The organism is Winogradskyella sp. (assembly GCF_965228925.1).
GTDB lineage: Bacteria > Bacteroidota > Bacteroidia > Flavobacteriales > Flavobacteriaceae > Winogradskyella.
Genome location: NZ_OZ245845.1, coordinates 4,856,429 through 4,871,920, shown reverse-complemented (window position 1 = coordinate 4,871,920; position 15,492 = coordinate 4,856,429). Strand labels below are relative to the sequence as shown.

At 37.7% G+C, this 15,492-nt stretch carries 19 protein-coding genes; all 19 read right to left on the bottom strand.

The window, feature by feature from the left end; translation table 11 throughout:
* Positions 1 to 17: 17 nt before the first annotated feature.
* The 19 genes from ACO052_RS20060 to ACO052_RS19970 all read right to left on the bottom strand — a co-directional run bounded on the left by ACO052_RS20060 (position 18) and on the right by ACO052_RS19970 (position 15,485).
* On the bottom strand, positions 18 to 476 hold the full coding sequence (locus ACO052_RS20060) for a hypothetical protein (RefSeq protein ID WP_422105591.1): 459 nt from the start codon (positions 474 to 476) through the stop codon (positions 18 to 20).
* Positions 463 to 1,359, bottom strand: a complete 897-nt coding sequence (locus tag ACO052_RS20055; RefSeq protein WP_422105590.1) for a hypothetical protein — start codon at positions 1,357 to 1,359, stop codon at positions 463 to 465. The genes ACO052_RS20060 and ACO052_RS20055 overlap by 14 nt, the downstream gene beginning before the upstream one ends.
* A complete protein-coding gene (locus ACO052_RS20050) occupies positions 1,352 to 1,684 on the bottom strand; it encodes a hypothetical protein (protein ID WP_422105589.1) in 333 nt (110 codons plus the stop codon). Before ACO052_RS20050 ends, ACO052_RS20055 begins: the two co-directional genes overlap by 8 nt.
* Positions 1,684 to 2,616 (bottom strand): DUF6712 family protein, encoded by a 933-nt coding sequence (locus ACO052_RS20045; RefSeq protein ID WP_422105588.1) that lies wholly within the window; start codon positions 2,614 to 2,616, stop codon positions 1,684 to 1,686. Before ACO052_RS20045 ends, ACO052_RS20050 begins: the two co-directional genes overlap by 1 nt.
* On the bottom strand, positions 2,616 to 3,998 hold the full coding sequence (locus ACO052_RS20040; RefSeq protein WP_422105586.1) for a hypothetical protein: 1,383 nt from the start codon (positions 3,996 to 3,998) through the stop codon (positions 2,616 to 2,618). The genes ACO052_RS20045 and ACO052_RS20040 overlap by 1 nt, the downstream gene beginning before the upstream one ends.
* A complete protein-coding gene (locus tag ACO052_RS20035) occupies positions 3,995 to 4,264 on the bottom strand; it encodes a hypothetical protein (protein ID WP_422105584.1) in 270 nt (89 codons plus the stop codon). The genes ACO052_RS20040 and ACO052_RS20035 overlap by 4 nt, the downstream gene beginning before the upstream one ends.
* Positions 4,265 to 4,500: 236 nt before the next feature.
* Positions 4,501 to 6,231 carry a hypothetical protein gene (locus ACO052_RS20030; RefSeq protein ID WP_422105583.1) on the bottom strand — a complete coding sequence of 577 codons (1,731 nt, stop codon included), beginning with the start codon at positions 6,229 to 6,231 and terminating at the stop codon, positions 4,501 to 4,503.
* Positions 6,203 to 6,841, bottom strand: a complete 639-nt coding sequence (locus ACO052_RS20025; RefSeq protein WP_422105582.1) for a hypothetical protein — start codon at positions 6,839 to 6,841, stop codon at positions 6,203 to 6,205. The genes ACO052_RS20030 and ACO052_RS20025 overlap by 29 nt, the downstream gene beginning before the upstream one ends.
* A 2-nt stretch (positions 6,842 to 6,843) precedes the next feature.
* Positions 6,844 to 7,164: a hypothetical protein gene (locus ACO052_RS20020; protein WP_422105581.1), complete on the bottom strand. Its 321-nt coding sequence runs from the start codon at positions 7,162 to 7,164 to the stop codon at positions 6,844 to 6,846.
* A 4-nt stretch (positions 7,165 to 7,168) separates the two neighbouring features.
* Positions 7,169 to 7,447 carry a hypothetical protein gene (locus ACO052_RS20015; RefSeq protein ID WP_422105580.1) on the bottom strand — a complete coding sequence of 93 codons (279 nt, stop codon included), beginning with the start codon at positions 7,445 to 7,447 and terminating at the stop codon, positions 7,169 to 7,171.
* A 3-nt stretch (positions 7,448 to 7,450) separates the two neighbouring features.
* Positions 7,451 to 7,855 (bottom strand): hypothetical protein, encoded by a 405-nt coding sequence (locus ACO052_RS20010; RefSeq protein WP_422105579.1) that lies wholly within the window; start codon positions 7,853 to 7,855, stop codon positions 7,451 to 7,453.
* A 56-nt stretch (positions 7,856 to 7,911) separates the two neighbouring features.
* The gene (locus ACO052_RS20005; RefSeq protein WP_422105578.1) at positions 7,912 to 8,658 is read right to left on the bottom strand and encodes a hypothetical protein; all 747 of its coding nucleotides are present in this window, start codon (positions 8,656 to 8,658) and stop codon (positions 7,912 to 7,914) included.
* An 84-nt stretch (positions 8,659 to 8,742) separates the two neighbouring features.
* The gene (locus ACO052_RS20000) at positions 8,743 to 9,012 is read right to left on the bottom strand and encodes a hypothetical protein (protein ID WP_422105577.1); all 270 of its coding nucleotides are present in this window, start codon (positions 9,010 to 9,012) and stop codon (positions 8,743 to 8,745) included.
* 225 nt (positions 9,013 to 9,237) lie between these two features.
* A complete protein-coding gene (locus ACO052_RS19995; RefSeq protein ID WP_422105576.1) occupies positions 9,238 to 9,798 on the bottom strand; it encodes a hypothetical protein in 561 nt (186 codons plus the stop codon).
* 142 nt (positions 9,799 to 9,940) lie between these two features.
* Positions 9,941 to 10,144, bottom strand: coding sequence for a hypothetical protein (locus ACO052_RS19990; RefSeq protein ID WP_422105575.1), 204 nt, complete (start codon positions 10,142 to 10,144; stop codon positions 9,941 to 9,943).
* Between the two features lie 7 nt (positions 10,145 to 10,151).
* Positions 10,152 to 11,381 carry an SDH family Clp fold serine proteinase gene (locus ACO052_RS19985; protein WP_422105574.1) on the bottom strand — a complete coding sequence of 410 codons (1,230 nt, stop codon included), beginning with the start codon at positions 11,379 to 11,381 and terminating at the stop codon, positions 10,152 to 10,154.
* Positions 11,382 to 11,512: 131 nt separating this feature from the next.
* Positions 11,513 to 12,334 (bottom strand): hypothetical protein, encoded by an 822-nt coding sequence (locus tag ACO052_RS19980; protein ID WP_422105573.1) that lies wholly within the window; start codon positions 12,332 to 12,334, stop codon positions 11,513 to 11,515.
* A gap of 63 nt (positions 12,335 to 12,397) precedes the next feature.
* A complete protein-coding gene (locus ACO052_RS19975; protein ID WP_422105571.1) occupies positions 12,398 to 14,590 on the bottom strand; it encodes a hypothetical protein in 2,193 nt (730 codons plus the stop codon).
* A 19-nt stretch (positions 14,591 to 14,609) separates the two neighbouring features.
* Entirely contained in the window at positions 14,610 to 15,485 is an 876-nt protein-coding gene (locus ACO052_RS19970; protein ID WP_422105570.1) for a S49 family peptidase, read from the bottom strand.
* Positions 15,486 to 15,492: the final 7 nt, after the last annotated feature.

The window sequence follows — 15,492 nt, the reverse complement described above, 5'->3', positions numbered from 1 at the left end:
CAGGCTCAGTGCAGGCCTTAAAAGTCTGTTCGTGTACTTAATTGCAATAAATAACCATTTTGGTTAAAGTAGTTGCTCACCGGTGTTATTGGCATACTACCTAAATCGACATCACTAAATAGACAATTGTTTTCTCCATTACCTTTAAGGTCTAAGATTTTATTGAGCAACGCATTCACCTCTAATTGGCAAGTATTAAAGTTGTCTAGTTTTTTTTGATTCCCTGCCTTGCTATCGTACTTTTTGACCACGAAAAACATTAGGTTATTGCTCATTTGACGTGTATCCTCATCGGGAAGATTGGCATCATGGGACGGTACCACGACAATTAAAGTGCAAAGGTTGTTTGCATTGCTTAGGTCCATAATGAGCTTTGAGACTTCGTCATCTTCTGCAACGGTAATCTGTTTTTCGAGGTTTACCCTGCTTATAACATGTGCCTCTGCAAAGGCTACCAAATCGTTAAGTGCGAGCATTTTTCTTTAGTTTTTTATAGTCCTGTGATTGTTTTACCAGATAAGCAAAGACATCGTAAGTATTTTGCTCTGCAACTTCCTTAATGTTTCCGAAGGCCTTAGTTTCGGCCAAGGAAAACAAAGTGCCCAACATACCCAATCCGTTAGCCTCAGTTTCATCTCCATTAAACAATTGGGATAAGTCAATAGAATTACCACCTCCAATATCCAAGGCCGAACAATTGGCAATAAAATGTTGGCAAGAGGCCACATATAGATATATGGCATATTTAGTTTCTAAGTCTAGTTTTGATATAAAAGAGACATAGTTAGCCGTTAGATTGGCATTAAACTTTTTGCGGATATCACCATCATACTCAGTACTGGTTTTTAACTTTTTGTAGTTGTCTTTTTGAGGGCGGTATATTGTGGCCACCATGGCGTCCAAGTCGTCTAAAGACTTGGTTTTACTGAACTCTGTAAAGTGATTCATTACCTGAAGATATTCACCATAAACTGTGTTAAACAATGCATCGGTGGGTCCGTAGAATTCTATACCATCTACAGTCAGCTTTGGTATTTTTTGAATATAGAAGTCCATTTTAACTTTGTACTTGGTCTCTTCGTTTTCTCTATATTCTGTAAAGTAGTCCTTAACTAATTTGCCGATTTGGTAAATATTCTCGGCAACTTGGTTGTTTTCTGATTTTGTAAAGTCAGCTCTGCGTTTAAGATTTAGGAAATGATAGGTAAGATGTATTTGAAGTTGCTTAAATGTGATCTGGCCTGATTGGTATAACAATAACAATTTTGAAAATAAAATAGTCTGCTCCTGATTGAACTCTAATGCAGACTCTGGAAAATCGAATGTTATATTGGCCTCAGGCACTTCTATCTTATGCATTGGTAAATTTTCCTTTTTTTGTAATCTTAAGGTTGTTTTGGCTTAAATCTTCCTTATGTTGGTGACTTACTTGTTTTATTAACTGGTGATCGCTTTTTTTCGGTTTGGTAATGGATTCTCCCTTATTAAATGCGATGATCTTTTTTGGTTTCAACAGTTTTTTTGCTGAACTAATGACATTATATTTAGTTATTAGTCCTTTGCGTTTGCTCTCCTGGATTCCTGCAAAGGCCTTTTGCATTATATAATCCTCTTTACCTTTTTTAGTTAGTTTTCTGAAGAACCAATAGATTGTGATCCAAATATTTTGTAAATTTTGTTTCATTAAAGATTGACGTATTTTTTACCTTCTTCGAGGCCGTTCATTGTATTAAGTTCTGTAAATGTTTGGGTTTGGCGTCCGTATTCGTGCTCTAGCTTGAGTAGATACTTTTTGGCTTCTTTTTCCATACCCATTATTGCCTTGTCTTTTTCCTCTAGTTTGGTTTGATCTTTATACGCAAAGCGCAATTCTTTTGGGAACATCATCATAGGAAACGACCTTAATGCCTTCGCTAATGAAAAATAAGCTATGGAACTCCTTATAAGACTTAATAGCTTTTTTTGTTCAGCTGTTGGTTCACTGGCAGACTTTAGTGTTGTGGCGACATCTTCAGTGATTATGGGATTAATGTATTCGAGCTCTAAATCTTCCATAAACGGCACCACCCTATAATACAATTGTGCCGATTTGTTAATTGAAAAGGATTTATCGAATGTTAACGAATCTTGAATAAATAACTGATTGGCGGTGGTATAGGCCTCGCTTTGGGTCCATTCTGTCCAACCCGAAGCATCCAATAATACAAACAATCTATCTAAAGCCTTATATGCTCGCTCGGCAGTTGCCGCATTATCACTATCTACCTGCCATTGCCAAGGTATTTTTTCGTTTTCTTCGTTTCTAAATGAGCGGCCTGAATTGCTATGGGACATGTCATTGTTTGGTGCATAATCCAAATATGCCATGGAGGCAATATATAACCTACTATACTCTAATGCTGTTTGATGGGTATTGTTTTCATCATCAGCGACACTGCCTGAATAAAAGGCAACTATTTTGTTATAGACATTTTGGCCAATTAAGTCGATTAAATATGGCGTGTTTAGCTTTATATCGGGTTCTAGATTTGAATAATTGAAATCTCCAGATAAAAAGCCTAATGTTTGCTTTAGAACAACTTGCCCGTCATTGTTACGGTTAAATAATAGCTTCATTATTCGGTTGGAGTTTTTGGGTTATTTGAAGGCGCCATCCTTTGACTGTCACTCACATCTTGCATACGCTCTGGAGTTGTTCTATAAAAACCAACTTTTTCTTTGGTCTTGAATTTTGCTTTGGTTGTGTCATTAATAGAAGCTAAAACATAGTATTCTGGAATCGGGGTTGCGGTTTTTTGATGAGTGACATAGGCATACAGTTGCTCTGATCCTGAATCGGATTTACCGTCAGCTCCTACCATCAATAATGATGCATGAACGCCTAAACTAGCCTGTACCGCGAAAATTGCTGTATCGTAAATCTTGATTTGACTTTCTACCCATTCTTTTGTTTTTTGCTCAATAGGTGTGATTTTCCATCCTTGTTCTGAGGCGGTAGCCCCTACCAGCTTTACAACATATTCATTGTGCCAAAATTTCCCTACATTTTCGACCCCCGATAACAATAAGGATAGCTGATCTAATATTTCAGTCTTTAGATCTTCAAGCATTTGTTCTTTATACGGGCCCTCAACAACACCTGCCTTAATGTTTTGCTTTATAATTTCTCTTTTATCTTCCCAAAACTTGGCAGGAGACTGAATGTGCCATTTTATATTCAAAGAATTTTTTGCGAACGCTTTAAAAATCTTGGGTGTATTGGTGGTGTTGGTTATCCAATCTAGGCTGCCATGGATTTCTGGTAATGGATAATTATTCATTCCATAGGTGTACAAATGCTTATAGTGAATAGATACGGCATATTTTGCGGGGTTTTTGTGGTCATACAATGGATAGACTTGCATTTCTCTCAGGTCATCGATTTCCCAATCTCCAATGATTACATGTGTTGGCTTTTTTGTTTTTGAAGTCCTCTTAAATGCCAAACGGCAATCTTTGGCATTGAGATGTTCAATGTATTCAGGGCTTGATTTTTGACCTAATCTTGAGCTTCGAGACCTGTAGATTTTGTTATAAATACATTTATTGAAGAAAAAATCAATTGCGTTGTTATGGCAGAGTTCTTCATGGTTAAACGACTCTAACCATTGCGTTAGCTTTTCATTTTCAACAGGTTCTCTAAAGTACTTTCTACCATCTGCCTTTTGTAAATATATATATGGACCTTGCTCAATGAGCAATTCTGCTTTACGATTTAGGGCTCTATATGCAAAACTATTAGGCAATACCGTTTCTTGGATTTCGGAAGGAATATTATTTTGTTTACCAAACGGTATTACTTCGTATTCCCCAATGGAAATTGTATTCTCTTCCCAATCATTAAACTTTTCAGTTAGATCATTGTAATCGGTACTTCTTGAACCAACAACCTCGTAATAATTAAGATAGCCACCAGATAGAGATAAATAACCGTTTTTGCTAAATCGATGTGTACTCATTGAATAATTACCTTTTTATTGTTCAATGAACACAACAATGGAATGTAGCAAGCACCACAAACATCTTGTTGTGTATCAATATAATTGAGTTTGTATTGGGCTTTAGAGTCTTTTGATTTTGGGGTTTGCTTTCTTAAAAGGGCCTTATTGACTATCCTAATACTACCATCTATCTTAATGTGTTTGATCGTAAACGGTTCATTTGCCTCAGTCAGTCGTTGCATCTCACCAACTATCTGTTGATAATTTGAATATGTATTATCCATGAAACAATATTATAATACTAGGAACTGAGGCAAAAGGACAGATTGGTCCATAATCATATATCTAATTTTTCTGCGAAAGTGTAATTTCACTTGTCATGTCTAGCGTGGCGGTATATTTCGCCACTTAAATTCTGAAAAAGAAAGATATTTAGGGTTTAAATATTGATTATCAGGTTTTTAACAATTATCTACTTTGAATATTTTGTAAAAAAACAGGGTTTAAGACAAAAAAAACACTATTTAATTGTTGGGTTTCCTGAAAAAACAACTGAAGATGAGTCAATTTTTGATAGATTTTCGGGTGTACAGATAAAATATTTAAATGCATCTGAGAAATTTGTAGACTCTGATGGCAATCTATGATCTGGTAGTTTCTCGGTCGATTTATCCTTATGAATGGTCTTATTTCCTTCCCTATCTACACGCTCTATTTTTTGAGCTTTCTCTAAGGAGCTTTTTAAGTTAGGGCAGTTGTGCTTATCAATTAACAATTGCGGTAGATCCGGATTATTGCCTTCCATCATTTCTAAGGCCAATTCGTACTCATCTTGTTGGTATATCGTCGCCTGGTCACGGCTCATTAATTGTACTGTCCAGTTTGTGTTCTCACCATGTTCATCTAGCTCAATAGCTTCCTTAAGTTTTTTTGCATGGTCTTCTCCAACTTTTTTATACTTATTAGTAGCCCTGTCGTGCCATAGCAAGAGTTCTTTTGTTTGGTGGTATTTGAAAAACTCTACAAACTGAGCCCCTAGATGCTTTATGAATTCTGGTGGTAAAGTATGAAATTCTTTTAAGCATCTCCTAATGTTGTTAATCTCTTGACCAACAACTAAACTACACATATTACCTGAGTCAAAGCCAGCTTCCAGGCCAACTCCATGATTAATGTATCTTAAATCAATACTGCTTTCTTCTTCTAATTGTAATTGCTTATATGAAGTTTTATCGATGCGTTTATACGTAATACCATCACTGTAAAAATGGCGCTCTGATAAATTTGGATAGAACATTAAACCCTTTTCAAGCTTTGGAAGTATTGACAATAGCGCCGTCATCAACTCCTTGAAATTCCCTTTTTCGAACTGTGTATGAAAATAGTTTTCAGTTAGGATGTCTGAATTGACATAAGAACTGCCAACATAGAAAAAAGTAGAATTCATCCTAACCTTATTATAGCGTTTGGTCCAACGCTTTACATTTCGATTAATGTTTTTTACTTCTTTTTTTAAGTCCTTATTTAATGGATCTGCCTTGAGTTTTCGCTGTGTTTTTACCAGCTTAATTTTTTCATCATTAAGAATAAAGGCGGCTTGAAGTATTAATTTAATCTGCTCGTTATCCATGTTTTCTTCCATGGATAAGATCCAATCATGTTCTCCCAAATTGGTATTGGGCATGTCCGTTGTAAAAGTTGATCCCAAATAATAGGGGCTTTGGTGATAACGAACGTATTCACCTCGCGAAGCTTGGCTAATCTTATTAAGCTTTTTTTCATTTAAATATTTAGCCTCATCACCAGCGTTATGTTGGTAGCTATCTCCGGCACCGGCAGAAGCCCTATCTTGACTTATGATCTTAAAATGTGTTCCATGGTGGGTTGTCAAGGTATGCTTCCAGCTCAACACCGACTTATGGGGCTTTTTAAAATGCTTAGGAGGCCGTTTGTCAACTACAAAGTGTATGCCTTCGATCCAGCCGTTTAATTCCCATCCTTTAATAATATTAGGGAGAATGTTCTTAATGGCATTCATATAGGTATCTGCGGAAACAGAAACAAATGCACCAGGCATTTCTTTGGAGATATCCATAAAGCGCTTAGATAGTATCTGTACAGTTTTGGCTCCAGCTCTACCAAGAATCAAATAAAGATTGGTAGGCTTTATTAAATTAATGAGCTGTGCCAACCAATGCATATAGCGCAATACAACATCAGATTTATCCTTCGCTATCTTCTGTTTGCTCATGCCAATTAAGTATTTGTTTGGGTTCTAGTCCAGCGTCCATTTTAAGACGTAGCTTTTGCTCCTCTAGTAATGGCATTTGATCTATTTGGTTGGCGATAATCCGTTTATTCGCCTCTGGGAGACCAACATCACTAGGAGTAAGGGTATGGATTTCGATTTTTTCTTCAAGTAGACGAGGGTCGATGTCAACGTCGTCCTCAATACCAAAATATTTAACCTCTTGGGCCTTCTTAATGGCATCAACTATTTTGAGGCTGGTTTCTGGAGACTTTACGGTTTTAACGGCCAATTGTATGGCTTTCATGGAGATTTCGAACAAAACGTTGTTCCAAAGGCGTTTATTATCAATTTCATCGACATAGAAGAACTTTAAGCAATCATCCAATCGACTCTTGGCCGATATGGGGTTAAGATCATTATAAAAGGCTAGGAGCGACTTAATAACATTCTGAGGGGATTCAGCACGGTTAAGCCTATTATGTGCAAATTGTACCTGCTCCATGTATAGGATAAGCTCTGCAGGCATATCTTCTTTAGCTACACCCTTTTCTATATAATCGTTTAAGATATCAAAGTGTAGCCCTTCTAGCTCATCTTTTAAATTCTCCATGCTCATACACCAAAGACATCTAGTCGAGCATCAAAGAATTGGCGCTCTTCACTTTGTTTGTTATGTATCTGTATAGCGGTGGTATTCCCGGCCTCTATCATATTGATCAACTTTTCACGTTTCTTGATATCTATCTGTAATCTGCCATACTCATACGCCACGCGTATTCTACTTTTGGTATCGCTCCATACATGTAAAAACGTTCGTACCGAAACCTGTAAAGCTTTCGCAATATCGCGTGGCCCATAGTTTTGTTCTGCTAGGTTTTCGATCTCCGTATAATCGCTTTCGGTAAGCTGTTCTTTAAGCGCCACTAAGGTCATACAATCAAGATTTGTTTAAGGTGTTCATGCGTTTAAAAAGCTTAGTTTTCTTTTCCTTAAGCTCTTTAATTTGCTTTTCATTTTGTTTTTGATGACCTTCTAAAAAGAGAGTGTTTATTCTTTCAACATATTCCTCTGGAAGCCCAACTAGTGCCCTTCTAAGATTAGCCGTTACCTCCTTCTTTGGAAGACAATTTTGCAAATCTTCGATAATACATGCAAGTTCTGTTGCCGCTTCATCAAAAGTCATTTCAGATATTGGTTTTTCTAAATATTCATCCATGTTTTATCGATTATTTAAAACAGACAAAGCGTGCTCCAGTAGCTGCTCGTCACGGGTTACTAATTTGTTGTTGTTTTTTTGCCGGTTACGGGTAAGGTTGGCTCGCAACGAGTTGACCTTATTGCTGAGTTTTGGTGTAGAAAGAGCAGATATCTCATCCATAAGCTTTAGCATCTCAAAAACGGGGTGTTTGCCCAATAGCGTTTTCTTTTGTTGGTAATGCTCCAGCTCCTTAAACGCTTGCTTCCTACGTATGTAAGATTCTCGCACAATATCAGCTAGAGCCTTAGGATCTTCTGCGGTATGGATGCTGTGCAGTAAAGGTTGGTTTTCCTTAAAGATTTCCCAATCGGTAATGAGCCGGTTCACTATGGTGTCTAATACTACGGGATAACCAGGTTGGCGCAAAAACGGAAACTGATCACGCAGTTTTACCGATGCTTTTTCCTTGAGTGGGAGGGAGGCTACTTTTTTTTTACAAGAACTGAGCGTGCGTCAGTTAGAGCAGGGTAGATATCAACCTTTTTTAAGCTATCGGCTTTCAAATTCAATGCTCTAAAAAGCGACTTAGCTTCATTGTAGTTTGCATTATCAGGATTAAAGGCAATTAGTTTATCCTCTAACAGCAATTCAAGTTCACTAGGTAATTCTTCTTGAGCCGCCTTTAAATTTAGTTTTGCTTCAGACTTAGCCAACGCTATGGCTATGGCATAAAGTTCTTTAATTCGAACATCTAACTCAACTGATTTGCCTTTAAGGTTATCGGCTTTTAGATATTTGAGATATTCTATCCGCTCATTTCTTCCTGGTAATCCTATTGAAAATGAGGGTATTCCTTTGGGCATTAAGTGGCTTAGCTTAGAATATTCATCCAACTCAGTTAAAGCCTTCTCAACAGCTTTTTTATCTTCAAAGTCTAGTGCTCTAAGCTTTTCTTCTAATGAAAGTTCTTGTTGCTGATTAGCCTCATCTACAGTTTCAACTTTTTCTAAAGGCTTCTGCAAAAATATCTTAAGATGATATTCAGATATGCCCACCAACTTTGCCAATTGGTAGTAAAGTTTGGCCAAATTGGACTTGGTATCGGTAAACCTGGCCAGTGTATTCTGAAAAGCCCGGTTTTTGCCGGGCAATTGGTTATAAAGGTTACGGCCGCCCAATAACGAGCGGTCCGTTTTAAGATAGTGTTCTACTTGCTGTTTTGGGTCCATAAGACAATGTTTTATACATTGCTAATGTAATTACAGCAAATAGGGGTAAAAAGGACACTCCGGCGGGCCCAGTGCAAGCTATACCTATAAAACCATATTCTCATGGTCTTCTGGTTGCTCTATAGCGTGCAACCTACTAAAGACATTGAATATGGTCTTAAAGTAATAAAAGTTATTACGCCTGCTAATAGCCGTACAATTAATAGGTTCGTCGCTTAGGCTCGCCTCGTACATATCCAGTACGGCATTTCTTAGGTCCTTAAACTCGCCATCGCTACGGCACTCTTCTAAAATTAGTAAATGTTGCGCATCAATCTCTGCGCCTGTTGGTAATTGATTTTCTGGTGTTCGCATTAGAAAATAATTTTAATTAATAAAAACAGCGTAGTCCCCTCTGGTACGCGAACACCACCAATTGCAGAGCAAAAGGAATGAGAGAAACTACGCCTATCGTAAATGATTAAATTAATTTTGATTGCCTTGCAATTCAATGATGTTCGCACTACAAACATACAAAAAAAAGCCAACACCCAAAGTTAGGGCATTGGCCATGTAGGTACAATGATAGATTTCTATGAGTTAAAAACCAGACTTCTTTTTAGTTTTTTCTTTGGCTTCCTTTTCAGCTTCTTGTGCTTTTTTATAATCATCCAAGTTGTAGATTCCCATATTTACAACATAAGAACCTTCTGTTATTTTTACGGGTCTTAATTCAATCATTAGTCCTTTTTCTTCGTTTCCAAGTAGCAGACCCATCTTGTTATAAGGTGAAAATAGTAGTGGAACGTCCCAATACTCGGGCTCAGAAATTAGTGTGTAACCTTTCTCTTCGAAAAAAAGACGTGTTTTTTTTAAGTAGATTTCACCTTCTTCGTTATTCATTCCAAAAGTAAAGCCTTTTGGTTGCATTACTAAAACTACTAATTTATTGTCTTGTTTTACCAATCCACCACGCCTTAACTCCCAAATAACGCCATCGCCTAGGTCTACATTAATGTATTCGTCCTTGTTATTTTTGTGTTCTTTTTTAGCTTCCTTTATGGGCATTCCATAGTAAAGGCCTTTAAAAAGGGTAAGTTTTTCTTCTTGACTAGCCGATAAAACAAAAAAGGAGAATAAAATAATAGCTAATTTTCTCATAACGTAAATTTTGGTTAATCCCTGCCACTAAATTATAAAAGAATTATCTCCTATCTATACGTATAACTACGTAGATTTTTGAGACGTTTTGGTATAAAAAAAACACCTTAAAAAGGTGTCTCATACTGTATAAGAGGTTAATTTAAATAGTAAAACCGAAGTGTAAAACTTGGTGCTCATCATAATTAGAATCTTGCTCTTGTATATCTATTTGCTTATAAACAATATAGGTTAGGTCTGGTTTCTCCCTCGTAAAAGCCCCTTTTTTGGTTTTATCAACAAAATCTAGGAGCTCATCAGCTTTTTTGCTGTTAGGCTTCTTAGTTGGTTTAACTTCTTTAGACATCACTTTGTTATTTAAAATTAATTTTTCGTTTAGAGTCTCGCTCTATATCGTTTTTCAGCGATTTTAAATCTATTGCAAATTTACAATTATCGCAGATTAAAACGTCATTATCATTAATGTTATTATTAGTAGGTAATTTTAATTTTTTTATTTCCGCACTCGTTAAATCCAGGTAGCCTTGAATCTTATGAATTTTGCCACATTTTGGACATACCGTTTTGGTTTCTATGGCATCAACTACTTTTTGGCCTGGATTTGGAGGTTTAGCAGGAAAAATTGGTTGAGGCAGCCTTGAACGCACCGTTTGTTGACTCGCGGTTACAGTTTTTAAAATAGATGTTTTTTTGTACCTGAACATTTTATAAGCAGATGAACCAGAATATATCAATCGAATAACGGTTTTAATTCTGTATACAATTTCAGCCAAATTTGGGTCATCGTCAATATTATCAATTATCAAAACATCTTCAAGGTCTTTTATTTTTAATGATCTTCCATGTGTCTTCCAATAGGTATGATTTGCGAACTTTTCGGCAACTTCATCAGCCCTTTTCTTTCGCATTTCAGGTGTGACCTTTATACCTCTAGTTCTAGTGACATTCCAATTTTTAAACTTGTAGTTTTCCAACCATTCTTTTACAAGAACCTTAGCAAATTCCAAAGAATTAATAACACCGTTTAGTTCGCCAGGGCTTATTTGCGCTACCATAATAGCATCAAACGGATTAAGTCTCCCATGAGTACTAGCTTCTTTCTTTTTATTCTCTACCCATTCTTTATAATCATGAGCGGAGCATACATATCTGCCAATTTTTACTTGTGCATCTATAGGTCCTAGAGATCCCGTTTCCGTCATCGATATATTATCTCCAGAAAGTGCTAAAATTGTCCCCGCGCTTTTAGCTTCAGAAGCAATAATAAAGTTAACTTGTTTAAACTTATTATGTAAAAAAATAGCGATTTCCTCGGCCGCTTCTCCACTTCCCCCAGGGGTTTCTAGATACATATCGATAGAATTGCCTCCGTCCTCTCTTAATATGTCTTGTATTGTATAAAAATCTTCTTGTTCTAGAGAAACTTTGTGTCCAGGCATGCCGCCTTTAGAAATATCACTCGAAAAAATAAATAAGTCTCTTGTTGTATATTTTTTATACTGCGATAACAACCTTGTGAGCTCTTTTTGCAGATCATGATAGCCCATGCCCTTATTAAGGTAATCGTTTAAAATACTCGCCATAAAACAGTGTTAAAGGGCTATTAACTAAGGGTATGTAAATATATAAAAAAGAATACAACTAAAAAACCACCACAAAACTGTGGTGGTTTTCAACTAACTAAACTTAAACAACTCTAATTATTATGAAAAAATTAAGTTCTACTTGTTTCAATGAACACATGGTCTCCAGACCCGGCGTCTATAGCGTTAAAGGTTATGGTGGCACCGCTTAGGCCTTGCCAGTCTACACCACCTACTAATATAAAATTGGCATTAGTCGACTGTATCGTTGCGGGGTTGGTACCACCACTACCAATAAGGGTATATTTACCGTTATTAGTGGCATTGGTAAGGTCTGTTATTACGGTTGCTACCGTGTTATCCGTTAACTGGTATTCACCATCACCATCGGTAACATCGACCGTTGTAGCATCAGCAGCAATTACTGTTGCAGAAGCTTCTGTAAAAGTACCGGGGTAGCGACCAGGCATTAAGTCTGTTTTAGCAAACTGCTGAAACTTTATCAACCCCATGGTGGCATCGTTGTTGTTTTGCGCCTCTACAAGTAAGCTTAAAGGAGCGCATTGGCTACCATATATGCGGTAAAATGAAGAGCCGCCTCCACAGGCACCAACTTTTACACCTACGATAAGGCTTTTGTTGGTCCAGTTGGCCACAAACTCTTCGAACTCTAAAGTACTACCAGGAAACGAGAATTCAGGTAATGCACTTATGGATACATTATCCTCTTCGCCTTCACTGGTTACAGGTAAGCTGGTCTTTGATGCGGTAACTTGCATTTTGGTAACATACTTTCCGGCATTCATCACAAAACTACCTACCATTTGCACGTTGTTGACGTCTCGGGAAGGATGTGTAGCAATATCAGCCACATCTATGATAACAATTTCTTGGCTTTTGTTCTCAGCAGAACCTTTGCCCTTAGAAATTAAACTTGGTTTTACGTAAGTCATTGTTTTTTGTATTAATAGTTAAACAAAAACCTTGGCCTTTACTTTCGCAAAGGCCAAGACATATTAAGATCTAGAGACTTCAACAAACTTGCTGCCGTTGTACTTCACTTTAAGAATAGATCCGGCATTTGCCGTAAACGCAGCACTTAACAAGAAGTTACCACTATTAGCAATTGTCGTTGCGTTGGTTGCAGGGTTGCCACCTTCAATAGTATAAATCTCATCTTTAACCGCATTGGTAATATTGGTGAATGCAGTGGCTCCCGTATTGGCCTGTGTTACAAACCAGGTACCATTGGTTGCATCGGCGCTGGTAGCATCAGCTGCTAAGGTTACCTTAGACTCCAATGACACCTCAGAAGCAACCGTTCTGCTATATTCCAAGAATTTGCTGTTGGTATAGACCAGTGTCAACTTATCACCTTTGGCCATGGTAAAGTCGGCGCCTGTAGACAAAGCAATATTGGCGTTGTTCTTAATGGTCGGTGCATTGGTAGCATCATCACAATAGAGGTACACGTATTGGCCATCCGTAGCATCATCAAAATTTGTAACATCGGTTGCACTGGTATTGTTTCCACCAATCTTTAAAGCATGGTGCTCAGAGACGCTCGGCGTACCATCATTGGCGGTTACCGGTACATAGACATCCGTTAAGAGCTCAACATTGTTAGAGAAGAAGATTTGATCTTCATAGGTTACTGTAGCATTGGGATCTACGTTGGCACCGAAGGCTTTAAAGTAGACGCCCAACTTATAATCAGCAAAGAAATTGATTGCTCTTACCGCCTTTTCAATTGTTATTAGGCTTTCTTCACCTGGACGGTCTACCATTAAACCTATATTATCTTCGGTTGTGATGTAAAAGAATCCCGTGCCTTCTAGTTGAGGGTGTTTTACAAACTCTATGTTTGGCATATCATCGATATGTGTTGTCACCCTTCCGTAATCTGTGTTGGTACCTTTGGCTGCTTCCCTACCGTCTACATACCAACGATGAACATCACTACCAACACCTAATTTTAAAGGCGTGTTTCTAACATCAATCGGTAATTTATTTTTACACACATCATTTAAGACATCATAGCTGTTAGCGGTTGTTAAAGGATCTACGTCAAACGCTTGGTAGTCTGTACCTCTGTGCTTATCAACTAGTTTTAAGAAACCGGTCATAGCATTTAAAAAATCGCCAGCAGTATCTGGTTGCTTTTCAGGATCACTATATACACCTTTAAATACTGATATCTTATCTTCTTTACGTGCTTGTCTCAATAATTTTTCGATAAGGTATCTAGCAAAAGAATCCTTATAAGGAGTAGAGCCTTCATTAAAGAACATGTTTAACCAGCTTTTTTCAATAGATTTTAGTTCACTACTTTCCCATTTACCATCAATCTGTTTGTCATAAATCTTGTTTTTAACAGGTACAAAACGTTGCTTGTTTTTAGGTAAATAGGCCTTTTTAAATGCTTGCGTAATCTGTCCGCTAACTATACTTGCAAAAACAAACTCATCTTGTACGTTAGATACTACGGACCAATGTGCAGGGATATCGTAACCATCCATAAGCATGTCCATAATCTCGTTAGAATTTCTACGTGCATAAGCCCCTAAATCTTGGTTAAGCTTATCAATGTTTACCTTATCCCAAACGGTTGAAGCACTAGGTACGGCTCCTTGAGCTTGGGCATCTACAACACGTTTATTCCATGGGCGATCTAGGCCGTCATAGCTTTCGTTGCTTGCAAATAGGTGGGTTTTACTGTGTTTCACGACTTTAAGGTTTTTGTTGCCAACTATAATCGTCGCCGCAGGTATGTCCTCTTCAGGCAGATCCTTTAGCTTTTCAATGTTGGCGGCCTGTTGGGCATTAGTTTGTTTTAATTGCTTGTTTTCGGCCACTAATTCTGCCATAGCTTCGGCCACGGTCTTGGCATCTGTGGTAGGCACTTCTGGTGCCGGCTCGTCATCATCGGTTTCACCTGCTGGTGCCGGATCAATGTTGTTTTCCGCTAGGAAATCGCTGTACATCTGTAACGCTTCGCTGTTATCAGCTAAGGCAGCAATCTCATCGTTAAACTTAGCTTCGAAGATGTCTGCAAACTTTGCCATATCCCCTTTCGGTTCTTTACCTCCAGAAGCAAGCTTATTTACTTTCTCCTTGTCTTCTGCGGATAGCTCTAGTTTTTTAGCGTGGTCGGCCTTGAAGCCCAACGCTTTTAAAACACTAGCTTTGATCATGTTCCAATTTTTCATGTGTTTTGGATTTTAATAGTTAATAATTGTTTGATATTAAAGACCTTGCAGAAGCAAGAAACTTTACTTTTTCAATAGCCCTATCCATATTGCCTATTTGATCTATAAGACCTAAGTCTAGCGCTTCTTTGGCGTAATACATTTTACCCGATAAGACTTCATTTTGTTTTTTGAGGTTGGGGCGCTTGGCCTTAACATGGTTTTGAAACTGAATTGCCAAAGGATTCAGCATTTCTTGTTTCATAGGCTCGTAATCATTTTCTAAAGCAGCCCTAAAGTCTTTGTTTTTGTTAGTGGATTGGTCTGCATAGATTTCGTGTAGGGTTATACCCATCTCTTCGTAGAATTTTTTGTAATCGGCAAACTGAATCATAACCCCGATACTCCCAAACATGGCAGAGATATCATTTTCTGCCATTATATAATCCGTTGAAGAGGCTACATAATAATTAGCCGAGGCGCACAAGTCGCATAAAGCAACAACTGGTTTTTTACTCTTAGCCAAAAAATCAAGGTAAGGCGCAACTGCCGCTACAGAACCACCACCACTATCCATCAGCCATATTTGCCCAATAATGTTTTCGTTAGATTCAAACTCATTGGCAAACCCGACTAATTCATCTGCGCCATAGCTACACCAGTCCCCATACTTTATCATTGGGCCGTGTATAGCAACTACACCAATACTACCCTCTGGTATTTCTTCGTCATTATTTACATAAACACCACCAGGAGATAAAGCTTGCCTTACTTTAACAGCGTCAGGTCTTGGGTCTATCTCTTTTTGGGTTTTATTAAGTACGTTACTAACGACATCGGCATAACTTAAGGCAATGCGAGGTTCCATAAACCAAATTCCCCGCTTAATTTCAGAAGCCGTTTTAGAAAATATCATTACATAC

What these genes read in the sequence shown, in the direction of transcription:
- ACO052_RS19985 (WP_422105574.1), bottom strand. Translation starts at nt 11,381, where the DNA reads ATGGCGAGTATTTTAAACGATTACCTTAATAAGGGCATGGGCTATCAT.
- ACO052_RS19990 (WP_422105575.1), bottom strand. Translation starts at nt 10,144, where the DNA reads ATGTCTAAAGAAGTTAAACCAACTAAGAAGCCTAACAGCAAAAAAGCT.
- ACO052_RS20000 (WP_422105577.1), bottom strand. Translation starts at nt 9,012, where the DNA reads ATGCGAACACCAGAAAATCAATTACCAACAGGCGCAGAGATTGATGCG.
- ACO052_RS20005 (WP_422105578.1), bottom strand. Translation starts at nt 8,658, where the DNA reads ATGGACCCAAAACAGCAAGTAGAACACTATCTTAAAACGGACCGCTCG.
- ACO052_RS20035 (WP_422105584.1), bottom strand. Translation starts at nt 4,264, where the DNA reads ATGGATAATACATATTCAAATTATCAACAGATAGTTGGTGAGATGCAA.
- ACO052_RS19970 (WP_422105570.1), bottom strand. Translation starts at nt 15,485, where the DNA reads ATGATATTTTCTAAAACGGCTTCTGAAATTAAGCGGGGAATTTGGTTT.
- ACO052_RS20025 (WP_422105582.1), bottom strand. Translation starts at nt 6,841, where the DNA reads ATGGAGAATTTAAAAGATGAGCTAGAAGGGCTACACTTTGATATCTTA.
- ACO052_RS19975 (WP_422105571.1), bottom strand. Translation starts at nt 14,590, where the DNA reads ATGAAAAATTGGAACATGATCAAAGCTAGTGTTTTAAAAGCGTTGGGC.
- ACO052_RS20030 (WP_422105583.1), bottom strand. Translation starts at nt 6,231, where the DNA reads ATGAGCAAACAGAAGATAGCGAAGGATAAATCTGATGTTGTATTGCGC.
- ACO052_RS20045 (WP_422105588.1), bottom strand. Translation starts at nt 2,616, where the DNA reads ATGAAGCTATTATTTAACCGTAACAATGACGGGCAAGTTGTTCTAAAG.
- ACO052_RS20020 (WP_422105581.1), bottom strand. Translation starts at nt 7,164, where the DNA reads ATGACCTTAGTGGCGCTTAAAGAACAGCTTACCGAAAGCGATTATACG.
- ACO052_RS19980 (WP_422105573.1), bottom strand. Translation starts at nt 12,334, where the DNA reads ATGACTTACGTAAAACCAAGTTTAATTTCTAAGGGCAAAGGTTCTGCT.
- ACO052_RS20040 (WP_422105586.1), bottom strand. Translation starts at nt 3,998, where the DNA reads ATGAGTACACATCGATTTAGCAAAAACGGTTATTTATCTCTATCTGGT.
- ACO052_RS19995 (WP_422105576.1), bottom strand. Translation starts at nt 9,798, where the DNA reads ATGAGAAAATTAGCTATTATTTTATTCTCCTTTTTTGTTTTATCGGCT.
- ACO052_RS20015 (WP_422105580.1), bottom strand. Translation starts at nt 7,447, where the DNA reads ATGGATGAATATTTAGAAAAACCAATATCTGAAATGACTTTTGATGAA.
- ACO052_RS20050 (WP_422105589.1), bottom strand. Translation starts at nt 1,684, where the DNA reads ATGAAACAAAATTTACAAAATATTTGGATCACAATCTATTGGTTCTTC.
- ACO052_RS20060 (WP_422105591.1), bottom strand. Translation starts at nt 476, where the DNA reads ATGCTCGCACTTAACGATTTGGTAGCCTTTGCAGAGGCACATGTTATA.
- ACO052_RS20055 (WP_422105590.1), bottom strand. Translation starts at nt 1,359, where the DNA reads ATGCATAAGATAGAAGTGCCTGAGGCCAATATAACATTCGATTTTCCA.